The sequence below is a fragment of the Pseudomonas sp. B7(2017) genome, assembly GCF_002112745.1.
GTDB classification, from domain to species: Bacteria; Pseudomonadota; Gammaproteobacteria; order Pseudomonadales; family Pseudomonadaceae; genus Aquipseudomonas; species Aquipseudomonas ekonensis.
Window position 1 is genome coordinate 165839 of sequence record NZ_NEIP01000006.1, and the last position, 18071, is coordinate 183909.

17 protein-coding genes are annotated in these 18071 nt (G+C 66.0%); 10 read left to right on the forward strand and 7 right to left on the reverse strand.

The window, feature by feature from the left end; all coding sequences use genetic code 11:
• Window positions 1–156 precede the first annotated feature (156 nt).
• A complete protein-coding gene (locus CAG29_RS14125; protein WP_016773053.1) occupies window positions 157–366 on the forward strand; it encodes a DUF2788 domain-containing protein in 210 nt (69 codons plus the stop codon).
• Here CAG29_RS14125 and CAG29_RS14130 read toward each other — a convergent pair.
• The 4 genes from CAG29_RS14130 to CAG29_RS14145 form a co-directional block, all read right to left on the reverse strand.
• The gene (locus CAG29_RS14130) at window positions 361–996 is read right to left on the reverse strand and encodes a pseudouridine synthase (RefSeq protein WP_085584021.1); all 636 of its coding nucleotides are present in this window, start codon (window positions 994–996) and stop codon (window positions 361–363) included. The two genes, CAG29_RS14125 and CAG29_RS14130, sit on opposite strands and share 6 nt — an antisense overlap.
• 72 nt (window positions 997–1068) lie before the next feature.
• The gene (gene amn / locus CAG29_RS14135) at window positions 1069–2568 is read right to left on the reverse strand and encodes an AMP nucleosidase (protein WP_170930374.1); all 1500 of its coding nucleotides are present in this window, start codon (window positions 2566–2568) and stop codon (window positions 1069–1071) included.
• A gap of 190 nt (window positions 2569–2758) precedes the next feature.
• Complete coding sequence (locus CAG29_RS14140; RefSeq protein WP_085694669.1) at window positions 2759–4408, reverse strand: acyl-CoA dehydrogenase family protein; 1650 nt, start codon at window positions 4406–4408, stop codon at window positions 2759–2761.
• 96 nt (window positions 4409–4504) lie between these two features.
• Window positions 4505–6859: a hybrid sensor histidine kinase/response regulator gene (locus CAG29_RS14145; protein ID WP_085694670.1), complete on the reverse strand. Its 2355-nt coding sequence runs from the start codon at window positions 6857–6859 to the stop codon at window positions 4505–4507.
• Window positions 6860–7241: 382 nt separating this feature from the next.
• On the opposite strand from CAG29_RS14145, the gene CAG29_RS14150 reads away from it, so the two are divergent.
• The 4 genes from CAG29_RS14150 to CAG29_RS14165 all read left to right on the forward strand — a co-directional run bounded on the left by CAG29_RS14150 (window position 7242) and on the right by CAG29_RS14165 (window position 10805).
• Window positions 7242–8039: a hydroxymethylpyrimidine/phosphomethylpyrimidine kinase gene (locus CAG29_RS14150; protein WP_085584015.1), complete on the forward strand. Its 798-nt coding sequence runs from the start codon at window positions 7242–7244 to the stop codon at window positions 8037–8039.
• 60 nt (window positions 8040–8099) lie between these two features.
• The gene (thiE, locus tag CAG29_RS14155) at window positions 8100–8723 is read left to right on the forward strand and encodes a thiamine phosphate synthase (RefSeq protein WP_085632363.1); all 624 of its coding nucleotides are present in this window, start codon (window positions 8100–8102) and stop codon (window positions 8721–8723) included.
• A gap of 17 nt (window positions 8724–8740) precedes the next feature.
• The gene (gene hemL / locus CAG29_RS14160) at window positions 8741–10024 is read left to right on the forward strand and encodes a glutamate-1-semialdehyde 2,1-aminomutase (protein ID WP_085694671.1); all 1284 of its coding nucleotides are present in this window, start codon (window positions 8741–8743) and stop codon (window positions 10022–10024) included.
• 226 nt (window positions 10025–10250) lie between these two features.
• Window positions 10251–10805, forward strand: a complete 555-nt coding sequence (locus CAG29_RS14165; protein ID WP_085584009.1) for a tetratricopeptide repeat protein — start codon at window positions 10251–10253, stop codon at window positions 10803–10805.
• A 41-nt stretch (window positions 10806–10846) separates the two neighbouring features.
• Here the strand turns inward: CAG29_RS14165 and CAG29_RS14170 are convergent, their stop codons facing one another.
• Window positions 10847–11176 carry a DUF1820 family protein gene (locus CAG29_RS14170; protein WP_085584007.1) on the reverse strand — a complete coding sequence of 110 codons (330 nt, stop codon included), beginning with the start codon at window positions 11174–11176 and terminating at the stop codon, window positions 10847–10849.
• Between the two features lie 134 nt (window positions 11177–11310).
• Here CAG29_RS14170 and miaB point away from each other — a divergent pair, with 134 nt between their 5' ends.
• From miaB to lnt, 5 genes are all read left to right on the forward strand, one after another.
• Complete coding sequence (gene miaB / locus CAG29_RS14175; protein ID WP_085694672.1) at window positions 11311–12639, forward strand: tRNA (N6-isopentenyl adenosine(37)-C2)-methylthiotransferase MiaB; 1329 nt, start codon at window positions 11311–11313, stop codon at window positions 12637–12639.
• A gap of 144 nt (window positions 12640–12783) precedes the next feature.
• Complete coding sequence (locus CAG29_RS14180) at window positions 12784–13782, forward strand: PhoH family protein (protein ID WP_085584003.1); 999 nt, start codon at window positions 12784–12786, stop codon at window positions 13780–13782.
• Window positions 13775–14269, forward strand: a complete 495-nt coding sequence (gene ybeY, locus CAG29_RS14185; protein WP_085584001.1) for an rRNA maturation RNase YbeY — start codon at window positions 13775–13777, stop codon at window positions 14267–14269. Before CAG29_RS14180 ends, ybeY begins: the two co-directional genes overlap by 8 nt.
• Window positions 14270–14274: 5 nt before the next feature.
• On the forward strand, window positions 14275–15114 hold the full coding sequence (locus CAG29_RS14190) for an HlyC/CorC family transporter (RefSeq protein ID WP_085583999.1): 840 nt from the start codon (window positions 14275–14277) through the stop codon (window positions 15112–15114).
• 15 nt (window positions 15115–15129) lie between these two features.
• Window positions 15130–16653, forward strand: a complete 1524-nt coding sequence (gene lnt / locus CAG29_RS14195) for an apolipoprotein N-acyltransferase (protein ID WP_085656256.1) — start codon at window positions 15130–15132, stop codon at window positions 16651–16653.
• 135 nt (window positions 16654–16788) lie between these two features.
• On the opposite strand, the gene CAG29_RS14200 is transcribed toward lnt, so the two are convergent.
• Together CAG29_RS14200 and CAG29_RS14205 are read right to left on the reverse strand one after the other, a co-directional pair.
• Window positions 16789–17568: a YdcF family protein gene (locus tag CAG29_RS14200; RefSeq protein ID WP_085656257.1), complete on the reverse strand. Its 780-nt coding sequence runs from the start codon at window positions 17566–17568 to the stop codon at window positions 16789–16791.
• 105 nt (window positions 17569–17673) lie between these two features.
• Window positions 17674–17997 (reverse strand): hypothetical protein, encoded by a 324-nt coding sequence (locus CAG29_RS14205; protein ID WP_085586003.1) that lies wholly within the window; start codon window positions 17995–17997, stop codon window positions 17674–17676.
• Window positions 17998–18071 lie beyond the last annotated feature (74 nt).

Here is an 18071-nt window from a genome sequence, read left to right on the forward strand (position 1 = left end):
TGTGGGAGCCAGCCGGCTGGCGATGGCGGTGCACCGGACACCGCCGATGCCGGCGACGGATGACTGCGGCACACCGCCGCAGGCCGATCCCCGCGCCGCCGCCCTTGGCGTATACTCCCCGCCGCCCTTTCAAGCCGCACGCGCCGGAGATGTCCGATGGATCCAGCACTGTTCGAAGAGTGGATGATGACTGGCCTGGTCAGCATCCTGATCATTTTCATGGGCTTCATCGTCTGGGACCTGGCGAAGAAATCCAAGGCCGGGCGCTTCGGCTCGTTCATCCTGTTCTTCGTGCTGGGTCTGGGCGTGGCCGCCTTCATCATCAAAAGCGTGGTGATCGGCCTGATCGAGTCCGGCGCCCTATAAGCGCGCCGGCACTTCCTTCCACTGGCCCTGATCGAGGCCGTCGAGCGTCCACCCGCCGATCCTGACCCGCACCAGCCGCAAGGTCGGCAGCCCCACCGCCGCCGTCATCCGCCGCACCTGACGGTTGCGGCCCTCCCGGATCACCAGTTCCAGCCAGCTCGTGGGCACGCTCTTGCGAAAGCGCACCGGCGGGTTGCGCGGCCACAGCTCAGGCTCGTCCAACTGCCGCGCTTCGGCGGGCAAAGTCATGCCGTCGTTGAGCTCGACGCCGTCACGCAGGCGTTGCAACTGCTCCGCGCTCGGCTCGCCCTCCACCTGTACCCAGTAGGTCTTGGCCAACTTGTGCTTGGGGTCGGCGATGCGCGCCTGCAACTGGCCGTCGTTGGTCAGCAGCAACAGGCCTTCGCTGTCGCGGTCCAGGCGGCCGGCCGGGTAGATGCCGGGCACGTCGATGTAGTCCTTGAGCGTCGCCCGCCCTTCGCCGTCGCTGAACTGCGTCAGCACATCGAACGGTTTGTTGAACAGGATCAGCTTCGGCTCGGCCGGCGGCGCCTTGGCGACACGGCGAGGGGCTGTCGGGGATGGCTTCGCGCCGGGGCGGCGGGAAGGCGGGCGTTGGGCACGGGACATGGGCAAAACAACATCTGACGGTCAGGGCCGACCATGCTAGTGCCCCGACCGCCAAATGGCCACGGCAAACCGTCAGCGGAACGGCGGTTCGTCGAAGCTGCGCAGCTTGCGCGAGTGCAGCGAGTTGAGTTCGGTGCGCAGCAGGTCCACCGCCTCGATGCCGATCTTCAGGTGCTGGCTGACCGCACGCTCATAGAAGGCGTTGGCCGAACCGGGCAGCTTGATCTCGCTGTGCAGCGGTTTGTCGGAGACGCACAGCAGCGTGCCGTACGGCACCCGCAGGCGATAGCCTTGCGCGGCGATGGTGCCGCTTTCCATGTCCACCGCCACGGCGCGGGACAGGTTGATCAGCGGACGCTCCTGGGCCCAGCGCAGTTCCCAGTTGCGGTCGTCGTAGGTCAGCACGGTGCCGGTGCGCAGGCGCTTCTTCAGGTCGTCGCCCTTGTCGCCGGTGACGTTGGCCGCCGCTTGCTGCAACGCCAGTTGCACCTCGGCCAGGGCCGGAATCGGAATGTTCGGCGGCACCACCCGGTCGAGGATCCCGTCGCGACGCATGTAGGCGTGGGCCAGCACGTAGTCGCCGATGGTCTGCGACTGACGCAGGCCGCCGCAGTGGCCGATCATCAGCCAGCAGTGCGGACGCAGCACCGCCAGGTGGTCGGTGATGTTCTTGGCGTTGGACGGGCCGACGCCGATGTTCACCAGGGTCACGCCGTGGCCGTCGCTGGCGATCAGGTGGTAGGCCGGCATCTGGTAACGGTGCCACACCACGCCGGCGGCGATGGCCGAGGCCTCGCCGTGATCCATGCCCTTCTCGATGATCACGTTGCCCGGCAGCACCATGCGCACGAAACGCGGGTCGCGGCGCAGTTGCTCAAGGCCGTGGACGATGAACTGGTCGACATAGCGGTGGTAGTTGGTCAGCAGGATCCACGGCTGCACGTGGCGCCAGTCGCTGCCGGTGTAGTGCACCAGCCGGCGCAGGGAGAAGTCCACCCGCGCGGCGTCGAACAGCGCCAGCGGCAGAGGGTCGGTGTTTTCCCAGTCGTAGAGGCCGTCGGCGATGCCGTCGGTGGCGGCGGACAGGTCGGTGCTCGGGAACACCCGCGCCAACACCGCGGCGGTGACGCCTGAACCGGCCAGCTCATCGCCCTGCTCGACCACGTACGGGTACGGGATGTTCTGCTCGCTGACGCCCACTTCAACGGTGACGGTGAAGTCGTGCATCAGCGGCGTCAGCTGCTCCAGCAGGTATTTGCGAAACGCCTTGGGATGGGTGACGGTGACGCTGTAGGTGCCCGGCAGCTGCACCTTGGCGTAGGCGCGGGTGGTCTGCGGGACTTCGCCCTGGCAGTGGTAGGTCAGGCGCAGTTCGGGGTAATGGAACAGGGCGCGCTGTGCGGCGTCCGGTTCGGCGCGGTCCTTGAGGTAACGCTTGAGCGCCGTGCTCAGCGCCGTGGTGGCCCGCTCGTGCAGCTCGGCCAAGAGGTCCACGGCCTGTTCGGCGGTTTGAACGACAATAAACGCTTCGGTCACGGTCAGCTTCCTGTGTTCTGTCTTGCAGGCCTTCATCTTGCCTGCAACGCGGCGTCACGGGAACAGTGGCGATTGGCTTTGCCGCAATCCTTGAGGCAAAGCGCAAACCTGTGGGAGCAACCGTCTCGGCTTTGCCCTGCGGCGCCTGAGCTGACGCCATCGCCAGCAGGCTGGCTCCCACAGTGTTTTGTGCCTGGCGCCCCCCCCTTGTGGGATCGGGGCGGGATCAGAAACCCTGCGGCGTCGAGCGGGCGACGATGGCCGCCACGTCCACGCCACGGGGCAATGCGCCATAGACCCGGCCCGCGCCGTCGAGGCGGCTGGCGATGAAGGCGTCGCTGACCGCCGCATTCCCGGCCTCCAGCAACAGCTTCGCCTGCAGGCCGAGGGCGATGTCTTCGGTCAGTTGCCGCGCGCGGTACTGGATGTCGCCGGTGTCCTTGAACGCAGCCTGCAACCGCTGGATGTGCGCGGCCAGGCGCGGGTCGCCGTGGCCGCCGCCCAGTTCATGGAACAGCCCGTCGAGCACGCCCGGCTCTTTCGACAGGGCGCGCAGCACATCCAGGCACTGCACGTTGCCGGAACCTTCCCAGGTCGAGTTGACCGGCGCCTCGCGGTACAGCCGCGGCAGGATGCTGTCTTCGACGTAGCCGGCACCGCCCATGCACTCGGCGGCTTCGTTGATCATGCCCGGGGCGCGCTTGCAGATCCAATACTTGCCCACCGCCGTCACCAACCGCGCGAACTGCGCTTCGTGGCGGTCGTCCAGACGGTCCAGCGCCCGGCCCATGCGCAGGCTCAGGGCCAGCGCCGCTTCGCTTTCCAGCGCCAGGTCGGCCAGCACGTTCTGCATCAGCGGCTGCTCGCTGAGCAGCTTGCCGCCCACCTTGCGGTGCGCACAGTGGTGGCTGGCCTGGGTCAGCGCCTGGCGCATCAGCGAACTGGAGCCGACCATGCAGTCGAACCGGGTCATGGCGACCATCTCGATGATCGTCGGCACCCCGCGCCCCTCCTCGCCGACCATCCACGCCAGCGCCCCGCGGAACTCCACTTCGCTGGAGGCGTTGGAGCAGTTGCCGAGCTTGTTCTTCAGGCGCTGGATATAGAACTGGTTGCGCGTGTCGTCCGGGCGGTGGCGCGGCAGCAGGAAACAGCTCAGGCCCTTGTCGGTCTGCGCCAGGGTCAGGAACGCATCGCACATCGGCGCCGAACAGAACCACTTGTGCCCCACCAGCTCATAGGCCTGGCCCGGGCCGCCGGCGCCCACGGGGAACGCCTTGGTGGTGTTGGCGCGCACGTCGGTGCCGCCCTGCTTCTCGGTCATGGCCATGCCGATGGTCACGCCCGCCTTGTGGACCATGCCGACGTTGCGCGGGTCGTATTCGGTGGCGAGGATCTTCGGCAGCCAGCGCTCGGCCAGGTCCGGCTGCAGGCGCATCGCCGGCACGCTGGCGAAAGTCATGGTCAGCGGGCAGCCGCTGCCGGCCTCGGCCTGGCTATGCAGGTAGGTCATGGACGCCCGCGCCACATGGGCGCCGTCCTGCGGATGAGCCCAGGGCAGCGAGGTCAGGCCGTGCTCGATGGCCGTGCGCATCAGCTCGTGGTACGCGGGGTGGAACTCCACCAGGTCGATGCGGTGGCCGTAGCGGTCATGGCTGGCGAACACCGGCTTGTTCTGGTTGGCGAGGAACCCGGCCTCCATCAATGGCCCGCCGGCCAGGGCGCCGTAGGCGTCGATCCGCGACTCGGCCCAACCGGCGCCGAAGCGCCGCGACCACTCCTGCAGCGGCAGGTCGATGCGGTACAGGTTGGCGCCGTCCAGCGACGGCGGCTGGTTGGTGACTTCGTGGGTTTCGGCGAACTGATGCAGGTTCATGACGGGGCTCCTCCTGTCTGCCAGGCGTTCAGTTAAGCACCGCACCGTGGCCGGACAAAGTGTCATTTACGCCGAACTCTCGGCGGTTTCACCCTATCAGCGACACAACACCCGACGCTCCAGAGCCGCCTGCAACTCTTCGAATTTCACCGGTTTGCCCAGGTAGTCGATCACGGCGTCCGCCGCACAGCGCTCCCGCTCGGCCCCCAGCGCCAGGACGAACACCGGCAGGTGGGCGCAACCGGGCAGATCGTGGATCCGGCAGCACAGCGACGCGCCGTCCAGCGGCGGCAACTGGCAATCGATCAGCACCGCGTCGAACGTTTCGCGCTGCAGGCATTCGAGCGCCGCCTCGCCGTGGTCGGCCGTGCGCACCCGGAAGCCGAGCTTGAGCAGCATGCCGCGCATGACCAGTTGATTGACGCTGTTGTCGTCCACCAACAGAACGGTGCAATCCTGCGGCACCCGCGTGCCGTCAGCGCTGTGCAGCGAGACGGGAGCAGGTTCGAGCGCCGGCAGTTCGAATTCGACATCCAGCTGGAACCGGCTGCCGCGCCCGGGCTCGGAACGGTGGGTGAGCTTGCCGCCCAACAATTCGACCAGTTGCCGGCAGATCGCCAGGCCGACGCCCAGGCCGCCGTACTCCCGGGTCATCGAGCCGTCGAGCTGGAAGAACCGCTGGTACAGCGTCGCCTCGCCCAGGTCGGTGAAGCCGATGCCGGTGTCGATCACCGCGAACGACAGCGCCAACCGGTTGCCTTGGGACGGCTTGCCGGTGACCCGCAGGGCCAGCCCGCCGACCCGGGTGAACTTGATCGCGTTGTCCAACAGGCATTCCAGGCATTGCGCCAGTTTGCCGCTGTCGCCGTGCAGGCGGTCGGGCAAGGTCGGCAGCACATCGACCTTGAAATCCAGGGCCTTGCTCGACGCATTGCCGTCGAACTGCACCCGCAACGCCTCGATCACCCCCCGCAGGCTGAAGCTGCCCGACGTCGCCTTGAGCTTGCCGGCCTGCAGTTCGGTGAGGGTGAGAATGCCGTTGACCATGCGCATCATGTCCCGGGCGGAGCCGGCGGCGGTCTGCTGGTATTGCTCCAGTTCCGGATCCAGTTCGACGGTCTGCATCAGTTCCAGCGAGCCGATCACGCCGTTCATCGGCGTGCGCAACTCGTGGGTCAGGGTCGCCAGGAACTCGTCCTTGAGCTTGTTGCTGTGGGCCAGTTGCTGGTTGAGCACTTCCAGTTTCTGCCCGGCCTCAAGCAGGGTCTGGGCCTGCTGCTCGCGCATGGCGTTGATGCGGTCGGCCAGGGCCAGCGACAGCAGCGCCACTTCGATGGCCGAGCCGATCTGGCTGGCGTACATGGTCAGGAACACGTTCGGCAGCACGCCCAGCACCATCAGGGTGTTGACCACCCCGCCGAGCAGGAACGCCGACCACGCAATGATGAAATAGCGCGCCACCCGCAGGCCGCGCCACCAGGCCAGGATCCCGGCGGCGAAGATCACCACGGTGAAGGTCAGCGCCAGGGTCGTCGCCAAGCGCAGCGCCAGCCCGTAACTGGTCATCAGCGACAGGCCCACCACCAGCGCGCCGAACACGATCAGGGCGATCAGCAGCCGGTCGAGCCAGCGGCTGTGGTCTTTGGTCTGCAGGAAGCTGCGGGCGAACTGGCTGCCGAACAGCCCCGCACAGCCGATGAAGAACGGCGTGGCGGCGTTGGCCCACCACGGGTTGTCAGGCCAGAAGTACTCCACCGCCGCACCGTTGACCGACAGTTGGTACAGGCCGAACGAGGCGATGTAGAAGATGTAATAGAGGTAACTGGTGTCGCGCACGCTGAGGTAGATGAACAGGTTGTACACCAGCATCCCCAGCAGCACGCCATAAATGATGCCCAGCACGTACAGGCGCACCGGCTGGTCTTCCAGGTAGGCGGTGCTCGACCACAGCGTCACCGGGGCCTGGATCGAGCCTTCGCTGGCCAGCCTGAGGTAAACGGTCTGCGCCTGGCCCGGTTCGAAGGCCAGGTCGAACAGGTAATTGTTCTGGCGGATCTCGCGGCTGGCGAACGGCAGGGCATCGCCGGTCTGGCGCGTCAGGCGGTAGGCGCCCGTCGCATCGGGCAGGTAGAGGTCCAGGTGGTCGAGCGGCGGGTAGGCCAGCTCCAGCAGCCAGGTGCGCTGCGCCGCCGGATTGTTCGGGCGGTAAAGCAGATCGATCTTCAGCCAGAACGCCGAGCGCGAATAGCCGGCGTTGAGCGTGGCCTTGTCATGCGGCTTGAAGCGGCCGGCAGCGTCTTGCGCGCGGACATCGGCGAAGGTCGCCTGACCGCTCGGGTCTTCGAACACTTGCAGGGATCGGCCCAGGGGGAGGCTCTGGGTGAATTCGTCGAACTCGACGGCGCTCGCCAGGAGGGGCAAGCAGAACAGCAACATCAGCAAATAGCGCATTGAAGCCCCAGCGTGGCTTGTCCGGTTGCGTCAGGAAGCCCCCCATTCCCTTTGAGAAGACGTAAAACCGGTATTACCTGTTATTGGTTTGGATCCACTCTAGCATAGCCGTTGATGGCCATTGAGCACCATGGAAATTTTTCCGACAGAGGCTCTAGAACGGGCGTTTCAGAGCAAAGTACCGGGCTAGAGCTGTTGGCTTGGTCAGATTGTGACAGTACAGTCCGTTGCGGGACGGCGCTTGCTCCCGATCCGCCGCCATGCCATTGATCCGGATGTGTCGGCAGAATGGCGCATCGAGGCCGCTTTGCGGCCCGGCGGCAGCAAGCTCCCTCACCACAGCTGAACCCGCACACCGGGATTGGTGGTAAGCTCGCGCACCATGAATACCTATAGCTCCCGCCCCGTTGTCCTCTGTCTCTCCGGCCACGACCCCAGTGGCGGCGCCGGCCTGCAGGCAGATATCGAAGCCCTGCTCGCCCAGGGTTGCCATGCGGCTCCGGCCGTCACCGCCCTGACCGTGCAGGACACGGTCAACGTCACCGATTTCCGCGTCCTCGACCGCGAGTGGGTGTTGGCCCAGGCCAATGCCGTGCTCAACGATTCCGACGTCGCGGCGGTGAAGCTGGGCATGCTCGGTTCCCTGGAAATGGTCGACACAGTCGTCGAACTGCTCCAGGCGCACCCGCACCTGCCGGTGGTCTGCGACCCGGTGCTGCGCGCCGGCGGCGGCGGACGCCTGGGCAAGGACGAGGTCGGCTACGCCATGCGCGAACGCCTGCTGCCGCTGTCCGCCATCGCTACCCCGAACCTGCCCGAGGCGCGGATCCTCGCCGAACTGCCCGAAGGCACCGCGGACGAGTGCGCAGAAAAGCTCCTGCCGTTCGTCAAACACCTGCTGATCACCGGCGGCCACGGCGACGAGACGCAAATCCACAACCGCCTGTACAGCCGCGACGGCCTGCGCGAGACCTTCCTCTGCCAGCGCCTGCCGGGCAGCTACCACGGTTCCGGCTGCACCCTGGCCAGCACCCTGGCCGGTCGGCTGGCCTTGGGCGAAGACCTGGCCAGCGCCGTACGCAGCGCCCTGGACTACACCTGGCGCACCCTGCGCGACGCCGAGCGGCTGGGCAAAGGCCAGTTCGTGCCGCGCCGCCTGCCGCTGGACTTCTGCGCCTGATGCAGCGCCGCTGACGCGGCGCACCTGATGTTCCGCGCCTGACGCCGGGAGGCCTGTGCGATGAAATTACGTGGCCTGTACGCCATCACCGACAGCACGCTGCTGGCGGGCAAGTTTCTGCCTTACGTGGAGGCGGCGCTGGAAGGCGGCGTCACCCTCCTGCAATACCGCGACAAGAGCGGCGACGACGCCCGCCGCCTGCGCGAGGCCGAAGCCTTGCGCGAGCTGTGCGAGCGCCACGGCACCCGCCTGATCATCAACGATGACGCCGAGCTGGCCGCCCGCCTGGGCGTCGGCGTGCACCTGGGCCAGACCGACGGCCCGCTGTCGCCGACCCGCGCCCTGCTGGGACCGAAGGCGATCATCGGCTCGACCTGCCACGCGCAGCTCGACCTGGCCGAACAGGCGGTGAAGGAAGGCGCCAGCTACGCCGCCTTCGGCCGCTTCTTCAACTCCAGCACCAAGCCCGGCGCCCCGAGCTGCAGCCTCGGCCTGCTCGACGAGGCCCGCCGCACGCTGCATCTGCCGATCTGCGCGATCGGCGGCATCACCCTGGACAACGCCGCCCCGCTGGTGGCCCACGGCGCCGACCTGTTGGCGGTCGTCCACGGCCTGTTCGGTGCCGACAGCACCGCCGAGGTGACGCGCCGCGCCCGCGCATTCAATGAATTGTTCAAATCCTGACCTTCGAGAGCCCGATCATGTCCCGTTCCGAAACCCTGTTTGCCAATGCCCAGAAACACATCCCCGGCGGCGTCAACTCGCCGGTCCGCGCGTTCAAGAGCGTCGGCGGCACCCCGCTGTTCTTCAAGCATGCCGAAGGCGCCTACGTCACCGACGAAGACGACAAGCGCTATGTGGATTACGTAGGTTCGTGGGGCCCGATGATCCTCGGCCACAGCCATCCGGACGTGCTGGACGCCGTGCGCAAGCAACTGGAGCACGGCCTGTCCTACGGCGCCCCGACCGCCATGGAAACCGAGATGGCCGACCTGGTCTGCTCGCTGGTGCCGTCGATGGACATGGTGCGCATGGTCAGCTCCGGCACCGAAGCGACCATGAGCGCCATCCGCCTGGCCCGTGGCTTCACCGGCCGCGACAGCATCATCAAGTTCGAAGGCTGCTACCACGGCCACACCGACAGCCTGCTGGTCAAGGCCGGCTCCGGCGCATTGACCCAGGGCGTGCCGAGCTCGGCCGGCGTGCCGGCGGCATTCGCCAAGCACACCCTGACCCTGCCGTTCAACGACATCGGCGCCGTCGAGAAGATGCTCGCCGAAGTCGGCCAGGACGTCGCCTGCATCATCGTCGAGCCGGTGGCCGGCAACATGAACTGCGTGCCGCCGGCGCCGGGCTTCCTCGAAGGCCTGCGCAGCCTGTGCGACCGCCACGGCGTCGTGCTGATCTTCGACGAAGTGATGACCGGTTTCCGCGTCGCCCTCGGCGGTGCCCAGGCCCACTACGGCGTGACGCCGGACCTGACCACCTTCGGCAAGATCATCGGCGGCGGCATGCCGGTCGGCTGCTTCGGCGGCAAGCGCGAGATCATGCAGCGCATCGCGCCGCTGGGCCCGGTCTACCAGGCCGGCACGCTGTCGGGCAACCCGCTGGCCATGGCCGCCGGCCTCACCACCCTGCGCCTGATCAGCCGTCCGGGCTTCCACGCCGAGCTGACCGACTACACCACCCGCCTGCTCGACGGCCTGCAGCAACGCGCCGACGCCGCCGGCATCCCGTTCGTGACCACCCAGGCCGGCGGCATGTTCGGCCTGTACTTCAGCGGCGCCGACGACATCGTCACCTTCGACGATGTGATGGCCAGCGACGCCGCGCTGTTCGGACGCTTCTTCCACCTGATGCTCGAAGGCGGCGTGTACCTGGCGCCGAGCGCCTTCGAAGCCGGTTTCACCTCCATCGCCCACGGCGAAGCGGAACTGAAACTGACCCTGGACGCCGCAGAGCGCGCCTTCGCCGCCCTGAAGTAATCCGCCCTGACGCTGACGTTGGCCAATGCCGGCGTCAGCGTTTGCCTACACCTGAGCGTTTTTTCCTGCATCGCCGCCGACAATCGCCTGCAAACCGGGCGACCAGCGCTCCGCGCAGCAGAAAATCGAGTAAAGACTTTGTAAGGTTGGGCCTGCTTATTTCATAATGCGCGCTTATTGGATCCCTCGACGGGTCCGCGTGCCCTTCAGAGGTAAGTCGATTCCCATGAACCGCACCGGCCGCACCCTTGCCTTGGGCTGCCTGTTGCTCCTTCAGCCGCTGCTTGCACATGCACAGGCAGGCGGCAACTCGTTGTTGATCCCGGCGATGGGGCGTTGCACCCTCAACACCCAGCCGCAAGACGTCACGCAGGCCCTCGCCGCCTGCCAGAAGGCTGCGGACGAAGGGGATGCGCAAGCGCAATACGAGTTGGGCGAATTCTACTACGACGGCAAGAACGCACCGCGCGACCTCAACCAAGCCCTCAACTACTTCGAAAAGGCCTCGCTGCAGGGCCACGCCCAGGCGCAGTTCAAGCTCGGCACCATGTTCTTCCACGGCGAAGGCGTGCAGGCCAACAACATCCAGGCCTATATCGTGCTGAAGATGGCGGCGGTCAACGGCGCCGAGGATGCGTTGGACACCGCCGACGAAGTCGCCGAGAAGATGCCCCGAGAAGACCTCGAGACCGCCACCCAGGTGCTGGGGCAAATTTTCCGTAAATACCTGATGGAACTGCAGAGCGCGGACGGGCGCACGCCTTTCTCGCCGCTGCCCTGAAACCCGCTGGTCTGCCGTGAGTGCGGCAAGTGAGCCGTGGCTTACTTCTCAGGCATCGGCATCGGAAACGGCATCACGTTGCCGGTGCCGGCCCGGGCCTCGCTGATCTTCGGCGTGCCGAGGCGCTCGACCTCGTCGATGCGCACGATCGAATGCATCGGCACGAAGCTGCGCACCACGCCTTCGAACTGGGCCTTGAGCTTCTCTTCGCTCGGATCCACGACCACCTGGGTGCGCTCGCCGAAGACGAACTCTTCCACTTCCAGAAAACCCCACAGATCGCTTTGGTAGATCTGCTTGGCGTACATTTCGAACACCTGGCCCTGGTTGAGGAAAATCACCTTGTAGATCGGAGCTTCGCGTTTGGTCATGGCGGGCGGACAACACATCGGGGCAAAAATGAGGGCGCAAACTATAGCACAGGCACCGGTCGCGCAGCGGTAGGAACCTTTGGACATGTTCCCTATAATGCGCGGTTCTTCGAATCACGTGACGACCTGAATCCATGGCCAAAAAGCTCTACATCGAAACCCACGGCTGCCAGATGAACGAGTACGACAGCTCGCGCATGGTCGATCTGCTGGGTGAACACCAGGCCCTGGAAGTCACCGCCCGCGCCGAAGACGCCGACGTGATTCTGCTCAACACCTGCTCGATCCGCGAACGCGCCCAGGACCGGGTGTACTCCCAGCTCGGCCGTTGGCGCGAACTGAAACTGGCCAACCCGGAGATGGTCATCGCCGTCGGCGGCTGCGTGGCCAGCCAGGAAGGCGCGGCGATCCGCGACCGCGCGCCCTACGTCGATGTGGTGTTCGGCCCGCAGACCCTGCACCGCCTGCCGGAAATGATCGACGCCGCACGCATCAGCAAGCTGCCGCAGGTGGACGTCTCGTTCCCGGAGATCGAGAAGTTCGACCACCTGCCCGAGCCGCGCATCGACGGCCCGAGCGCCTACGTGTCGGTGATGGAAGGCTGCAGCAAGTACTGCACGTTCTGCGTGGTGCCCTACACCCGCGGCGAGGAAGTCAGCCGGCCGTTCGACGACGTGATCGCCGAGATCATCCACCTGGCCGAAAACGGCGTGCGCGAAGTCACCCTGCTGGGGCAGAACGTCAATGGCTACCGCGGCCTGACCCACGACGGCCGCCTGGCGGACCTGGCCGAGCTGATCCGGGTGGTCGCAGCCGTCGACGGCATCGACCGCATCCGCTACACCACCTCGCACCCGCTGGAGTTCTCCGACAGCCTGATCCAGGCCCACGCCGACGTGCCGGAGCTGGTCAAGCACCTGCACCTGCCGGTGCAGTCGGGCTCCGACCGGATCCTGGCGGCCATGAAGCGCAACCACACGGCGCTGGAGTACAAGTCCAAGCTGCGCAAACTGCGCGCCGCCGTGCCGGGCATCTGCATCAGCTCCGACTTCATCGTCGGCTTCCCCGGCGAGACCGAGAAAGACTTCGAACAGACCATGAAGCTGATCGCCGACGTCGGCTTCGACTTCTCCTACTCGTTCGTCTACAGCCCGCGCCCGGGCACCCCGGCGGCCGACCTGGCCGACGACACCCCGGAAGAGCTGAAAAAGGAACGCCTGAACGCGTTGCAGCACCGCCTGAACCAACAGGGCTTCGAGATCAGCCGACAAATGGTCGGCACCACCCAGCGCATCCTGGTCACCGACTACTCGAAGAAAGATCCGGGCGAACTGCAGGGGCGCACCGAGAATAACCGTATCGTCAACTTCCGCTGCGACAATCCGACCCTGATCGGGCAGTTCGCCGACGTGCACATCGATTCGGCGCAGCCGCACTCGCTTCGCGGCTCGCTGATCGGCTGACGGTACAGAGCAACGGCGGGAACGGGCTTGCCCGCTCCCGCAACGTCGGCCATTCACCTTGCAAGATTTAAGAGCTTTCGCACCCACGCCACTGGCGTTATCCTTGATTTCATCATTATTGCCCCAGGGCGGCTAAATACGACCTTGAACGCACCCATAGAACCCCATCGCTTCATCCTTGAGCCCTTCGAGGCTCGTCGCTTCGCCAATCTGTGCGGGCAGTTCGACGAGCACCTGCGCCTGATCGAACAGCGCCTGGCCATCGAGATCCGCAACCGCGGCAACCAGTTCGAACTGATCGGCGAACCCAAGCACACCACTTCCGCGGAAAACCTGCTGCGCCGCCTGTACCGGGAAACCAAGGGTACGGAGCTGTCGCCGGACATGGTGCACCTGTACCTGCAGGAATCGGCCGTCGAAGAACTGGACAAGCACTCCCCCGCCGAACCGTCCGTCGCCTTGCGCACCAAGAAAGGCATGATTCGCCCGCGCGGCCTGAATCAGCTGCGCTACGTGAAGGAAATCCTCGGCAACGACATCAACTTCGGCATCGGCCCGGCCGGCACCGGCAAGACCTACCTGGCCGTGGCCTGTGCCGTGGACGCGCTGGAGCGTGAACAGGTGCGGCGCATCCTGCTGGTGCGCCCGGCGGTCGAGGCGGGCGAAAAGCTCGGCTTCCTGCCCGGCGACCTGGCCCAGAAGATCGACCCGTACCTGCGCCCCCTCTACGACGCGCTCTACGAAATGCTCGGCTTCGAATACGTGGCCAAGCTGATCGAACGCCAGGTGATCGAAGTCGCGCCGCTGGCCTACATGCGCGGCCGCACGCTGAACAACAGCTTCATCATCCTCGACGAAAGCCAGAACACCACCGTCGAACAGATGAAAATGTTCCTGACCCGGATCGGCTTCGGCTCGACCGCCGTCATCACCGGCGACATCACCCAGGTCGACCTGCCGCGCGGCACCAAGTCCGGGCTGCACCATGTGATCGAGGTGCTGAAGGACGTGCCGGGCATCAGCTTCACCCATTTCCAGCCCAAGGACGTGGTGCGCCATCCGCTGGTGCAGCGCATCGTCGAAGCCTACGAGCGCTTCGAGACCCGTGCCGAAGCGGCCAAGGAACCCCCGCGCGATGCTTGAGCTAGACCTGCAAACCGCCACCGAGGCGCCCGCGCCGAGCGAAGCCGAATTCCGCCGCTGGTGCGAACTGGCCCTGCGCCAGCGCACCGCCGACTCGGAAATGACCATCCGTCTGGTGGACGAGGCCGAAGGCCGCGAGCTGAACCGCACCTGGCGCCAGAAGGACTACGCGACCAACGTCCTTTCGTTCCCCGCCGAAGTGCCCGACGAGTTTCTCGACATCCCGCTGCTGGGCGACCTGGTGATCTGCGTGGCCGTGGTCGAGCGCGAGGCTGCCGAGCAAGGCAAGGCGCTCGACGCCCACTGGGCCCATCTGGTCATTCACGGCTGCCTGCATCTGCTGGGCTACGATCACATCGATGACGATGAAGCCGAAGAGATGGAAGCCCTGGAACGCGAGTTGCTTGCCGAACTGGGCTACCCCGATCCGTACGCGGACGACGAAACCGAAACATCCCCTACCGTTACGACAAAGGATTCAGAGTAATCGCTATGAGCGAAGATCGATCGAGCAACGGGCAGAAGTCATGGCTGGGCAAGATCACCCAGGCTTTTGCCCACGAGCCGAAGAACCGCCAGGAGTTGATGGAGCTGCTGCGCGACGCCCATCAGAACAAGCTGCTGGACAGCGAAGCGCTGGCCATCGTCGAAGGCGCCATCCAGGTCGCCGACCTGCAGGTGCGCGACATCATGGTGCCGCGTTCGCAGATGGTCAGCATCAAGGCGACCCAGACGCCCCGCGAATTTCTCCCCGCCGTGGTCGACTCGGCCCACTCGCGCTATCCGGTCATCGGCGAAAGCCACGACGACGTGATGGGCGTGCTGCTGGCCAAGGATCTGCTGCCGCTGATCCTCAAGGAGAACGGCGAGAGCTTCAACATCAAGGACCTGCTGCGCCCGGCCACCTTCGTGCCGGAGTCCAAGCGCCTGAACGTGCTGCTGCGCGAATTCCGCGCCAACCATAACCACATGGCCATCGTCATCGACGAATACGGCGGCGTGGCGGGCCTGGTGACCATCGAAGACGTGCTGGAACAGATCGTCGGCGACATCGAGGACGAGCACGACGTCGAAGAGGACAGCTACATCAAGCCGCTGCCCAGCGGCGATTTCCTGATCAAGGCCCTGACCCCGATCGAGAACTTCAACGAGTTCTTCGACAGCGAGTTCTCCGACGACGAGTTCGACACCGTCGGCGGCCTGGTGATGAGCGCGTTCGGGCACCTGCCCAAGCGCAACGAGATCACCGAGATCGGCGCTTACCGCTTCCGCATCCTGAACGCCGACAGCCGTCGGATCCACTTGCTGCGACTGACCCCAATCGCCCGCTGACCTCCAAGGATAGAAATGCGCTGGATAACCCGCCCCGGCTGGCCCGGTAACCTGCTGGCCGTGGCGGCCGGCGCAATCACCACCCTCTCTCTGGCGCCGTTCGACATCTGGCCGCTGGCCTTGCTGGCGGCGGGCCTGTTCTATGCCGGCCTGCGCGAGCTGAGCCCGCGCCAGGCGCTCGGCCGGGGCTGGTGCTTCGGCTTCGGCCTGTTCGGTGCCGGCACCAGCTGGATCTACTACAGCATCCACCACTTCGGCGGCGCTTCGGTGCTGCTGGCCGGTTTCCTGATGCTGCTGTTCACCGCCGCGATCGCCTGGTTCTTCGCCCTGCCCGCCTGGCTCTGGGCGCGCTGGCTGCGACGCAACGAAGCGCCGCTGGCCGATGCGCTGGCGTTCGCGGCGTTGTGGGTCGGCCAGGAGGCGTTCCGGGGTTGGTTCCTCACCGGTTTCCCCTGGCTGTACTCCGGCTACAGCCAGCTCGACGGCCCGCTGGCCGGGCTGGCGCCAGTGGGCGGCATGTGGTTGGTGTCGTTCGTCCTGGCACTGACCGCCGCACTGTTCCACAACATGCCGCGCCTGCTCAGCGGCGGCCGCAAGGGTTTCGTGGCCGCCGGCCTGCTGTTGCTGATCGGGCCGTGGGTGGCGGGCGTCGCGCTCAAGGGCCACGCCTGGACCAGCCCGGCGGGCGCGCCGCTGAGCGTCGCCGCGATCCAGGGCAACGTCGAGCAGAGCATGAAGTGGGATCCGGCGCAGCTCAACGCGCAGTTGGCGCTGTACCGCGACCTGAGCTTCCGGTCCAAGCCGGTGGATCTGCTGATCTGGCCGGAGACCGCCGTGCCGGTGCTCAAGGAGTCCGCCGAAGGCTACCTGAACATGATGGGCACCTTCGCCGCCGAGCGTAAATCGGCGCTGATCACCGGGGTGCCGATCCGCCAGACCGTGCGCCACGAGAAGCGCTTCTTCAACGGCATCACCGTGGTCGGCGAAGGCGACGGCACCTACCTGAAGCAGAAACTGGTGCCGTTCGGCGAATACGTGCCGCTGCAGGATCTGCTGCGCGGGCTGATCGCGTTCTTCGACCTGCCGATGTCCGACTTCGCCCGCGGCCCGGCCGACCAGGCGTTGCTGCAGGCCAAGGGCTACCAGATCGCCCCGTTCATCTGCTACGAAGTGGTATACCCGGAGTTCGCCGCCGGCCTGTCCGCCCGCAGCGACCTGCTGCTGACCATCAGCAACGACACCTGGTTCGGCACCTCCATCGGCCCGCTTCAGCATTTGCAGATGGCGCAGATGCGCGCCCTGGAGGCCGGACGCTGGATGATCCGCGCCACCAACAACGGCGTCACCGGCCTGATCGATCCGTTCGGCCGCATCACCGAAAGCATCCCGCAGTTCGAGCAAGGCGTGCTGTACGGCGAAGTGGTGCCGATGCACGATCTGACGCCGTACCTGCAATGGCGCTCGTGGCCGTTGATCATCCTGTGCCTGCTGTTGTTCGGCTGGGCGCTGATGGCCGGGCGGATCTCCAAGACCCTCTGAAGGCTTCGCGGCGCCTTCACCGGCGCCATCGCCAGCAGGCTGGCTCCCACAGTCAGGCGCGCCTGAATACAGCCGCTGCGGGAGCGGCGGCGCGACGATTCGACTTGTCCGCGACGGGGCCATCGGCCCCGTGCATCATTCAGCTTCGTCAGCCCCTCGATAGAACAGCGAATACCCCACCTGCCCCACCGCCTCGTTCAGCAACTGTCCGCTTTGCCAGATCGACTTGAACTCCGGCAACCAGCCGCCGAACGGCCGGGCATTGTCCGTGCCAAGGAAGCCGACCGGCGCCGGCACCACCTCGAACCCGGCCTGCTCGAAACACCACACCGCCCGCGGCATGTGCCAGGCCTGGGTCACCACCGCGACGCGCTTGATGCCCTGGGGCAGCAGCACCTTGGCGCTGAGCACGGCGTTTTCCCAGGTCGTGCGGCTCTCGCCTTCCTGCCAGCGCACCGTCACCCCGAAATCGTCGCGCAGCGAATCGGCCATCAGCTTGGCTTCCGTCGGCGGCGTGCCGTAATGCAGGCCGCCGCTGGTCAGGATCGGCAACCCCGAGGCCTTGGCCAGACGCGCCGCATATCGCTGCCGCTCAAGCCCGATGCCGGTCGGCTGATCCTCGCCCCAGGCCAGGTCGCCGCGCTCGCGCCCGGAACCCAGCACCACAATCGCGTCGGCGCGTTGCGAAAGCTCCGCCCAGGCCTCACGGGCCAGCGGCGGCTCGCGCTCCAGGGCCTTGGCGCCCCATTGCACGACCACCGGCAGGCTCATCAGCCACAAACCGCCCAGCCCCAGGGCGAAGCACAGCCCGGCCAGGCGCGGACGTGAGCGGCGCAGCCACCAGGCGACCAACAGCAACAGGAAAAGGATGCCGGGCGGCAGCAGCAGTTGTTTGATGAAATAGCGAAAGGGCATCGGGCATCTCCAAAGATGCCCGCAGCCTAAGTGGGTTGATTCGACGCGACAACCTATAAGGTGGGATCCCGCTTGAAAAGATCCGCTTCTTGACCTGCCATGCGCTTACTTGGCCTGCAGGGTGCGGACCTTGACGGTCGCTCTGCCGGGCGCCTTGTCCTTGAGCCATATGACCTTGGCCGAAGGCACTGCATCGAGCTGTTTCACTGCCTGTGACAGACATCCGTGGGCTTCACGTTCACTGCGATCCAGGTAAGCCTTGACCAGATCGAACTCGGCGGGGCTCAAGCCGCGCAATTCCAGCTCCAGGGGGCGCTCGTCGCGCAGCCGTCCCGCAGTTCTCGCCGCGTCCAGGGCCATGCCCAGACGGTCGATCAACCGCTCGTACAACTCGGGTTTGGTTACGTTCTGTTGCTGTGACTCCACCATCCCTCACCTCATTGAAGATAAGACTCACTCCCCACTAAGGAGCTTAGCTTCGCTGCACAAACCGGCCGCACGCC

Coding starts and splice junctions, on each gene's coding strand:
- CAG29_RS14125 (WP_016773053.1), top strand. CDS start 157: ATGGATCCAGCACTGTTCGAAGAGTGGATGATGACTGGCCTGGTCAGC.
- CAG29_RS14130 (WP_085584021.1), bottom strand. CDS start 996: ATGTCCCGTGCCCAACGCCCGCCTTCCCGCCGCCCCGGCGCGAAGCCA.
- amn (WP_170930374.1), bottom strand. CDS start 2,568: ATGAAGGCCTGCAAGACAGAACACAGGAAGCTGACCGTGACCGAAGCG.
- CAG29_RS14140 (WP_085694669.1), bottom strand. CDS start 4,408: ATGAACCTGCATCAGTTCGCCGAAACCCACGAAGTCACCAACCAGCCG.
- CAG29_RS14145 (WP_085694670.1), bottom strand. CDS start 6,859: ATGCGCTATTTGCTGATGTTGCTGTTCTGCTTGCCCCTCCTGGCGAGC.
- CAG29_RS14150 (WP_085584015.1), top strand. CDS start 7,242: ATGAATACCTATAGCTCCCGCCCCGTTGTCCTCTGTCTCTCCGGCCAC.
- thiE (WP_085632363.1), top strand. CDS start 8,100: ATGAAATTACGTGGCCTGTACGCCATCACCGACAGCACGCTGCTGGCG.
- hemL (WP_085694671.1), top strand. CDS start 8,741: ATGTCCCGTTCCGAAACCCTGTTTGCCAATGCCCAGAAACACATCCCC.
- CAG29_RS14165 (WP_085584009.1), top strand. CDS start 10,251: ATGAACCGCACCGGCCGCACCCTTGCCTTGGGCTGCCTGTTGCTCCTT.
- CAG29_RS14170 (WP_085584007.1), bottom strand. CDS start 11,176: ATGACCAAACGCGAAGCTCCGATCTACAAGGTGATTTTCCTCAACCAG.
- miaB (WP_085694672.1), top strand. CDS start 11,311: ATGGCCAAAAAGCTCTACATCGAAACCCACGGCTGCCAGATGAACGAG.
- ybeY (WP_085584001.1), top strand. CDS start 13,775: ATGCTTGAGCTAGACCTGCAAACCGCCACCGAGGCGCCCGCGCCGAGC.
- CAG29_RS14190 (WP_085583999.1), top strand. CDS start 14,275: ATGAGCGAAGATCGATCGAGCAACGGGCAGAAGTCATGGCTGGGCAAG.
- lnt (WP_085656256.1), top strand. CDS start 15,130: ATGCGCTGGATAACCCGCCCCGGCTGGCCCGGTAACCTGCTGGCCGTG.
- CAG29_RS14200 (WP_085656257.1), bottom strand. CDS start 17,568: ATGCCCTTTCGCTATTTCATCAAACAACTGCTGCTGCCGCCCGGCATC.
- CAG29_RS14205 (WP_085586003.1), bottom strand. CDS start 17,997: ATGGTGGAGTCACAGCAACAGAACGTAACCAAACCCGAGTTGTACGAG.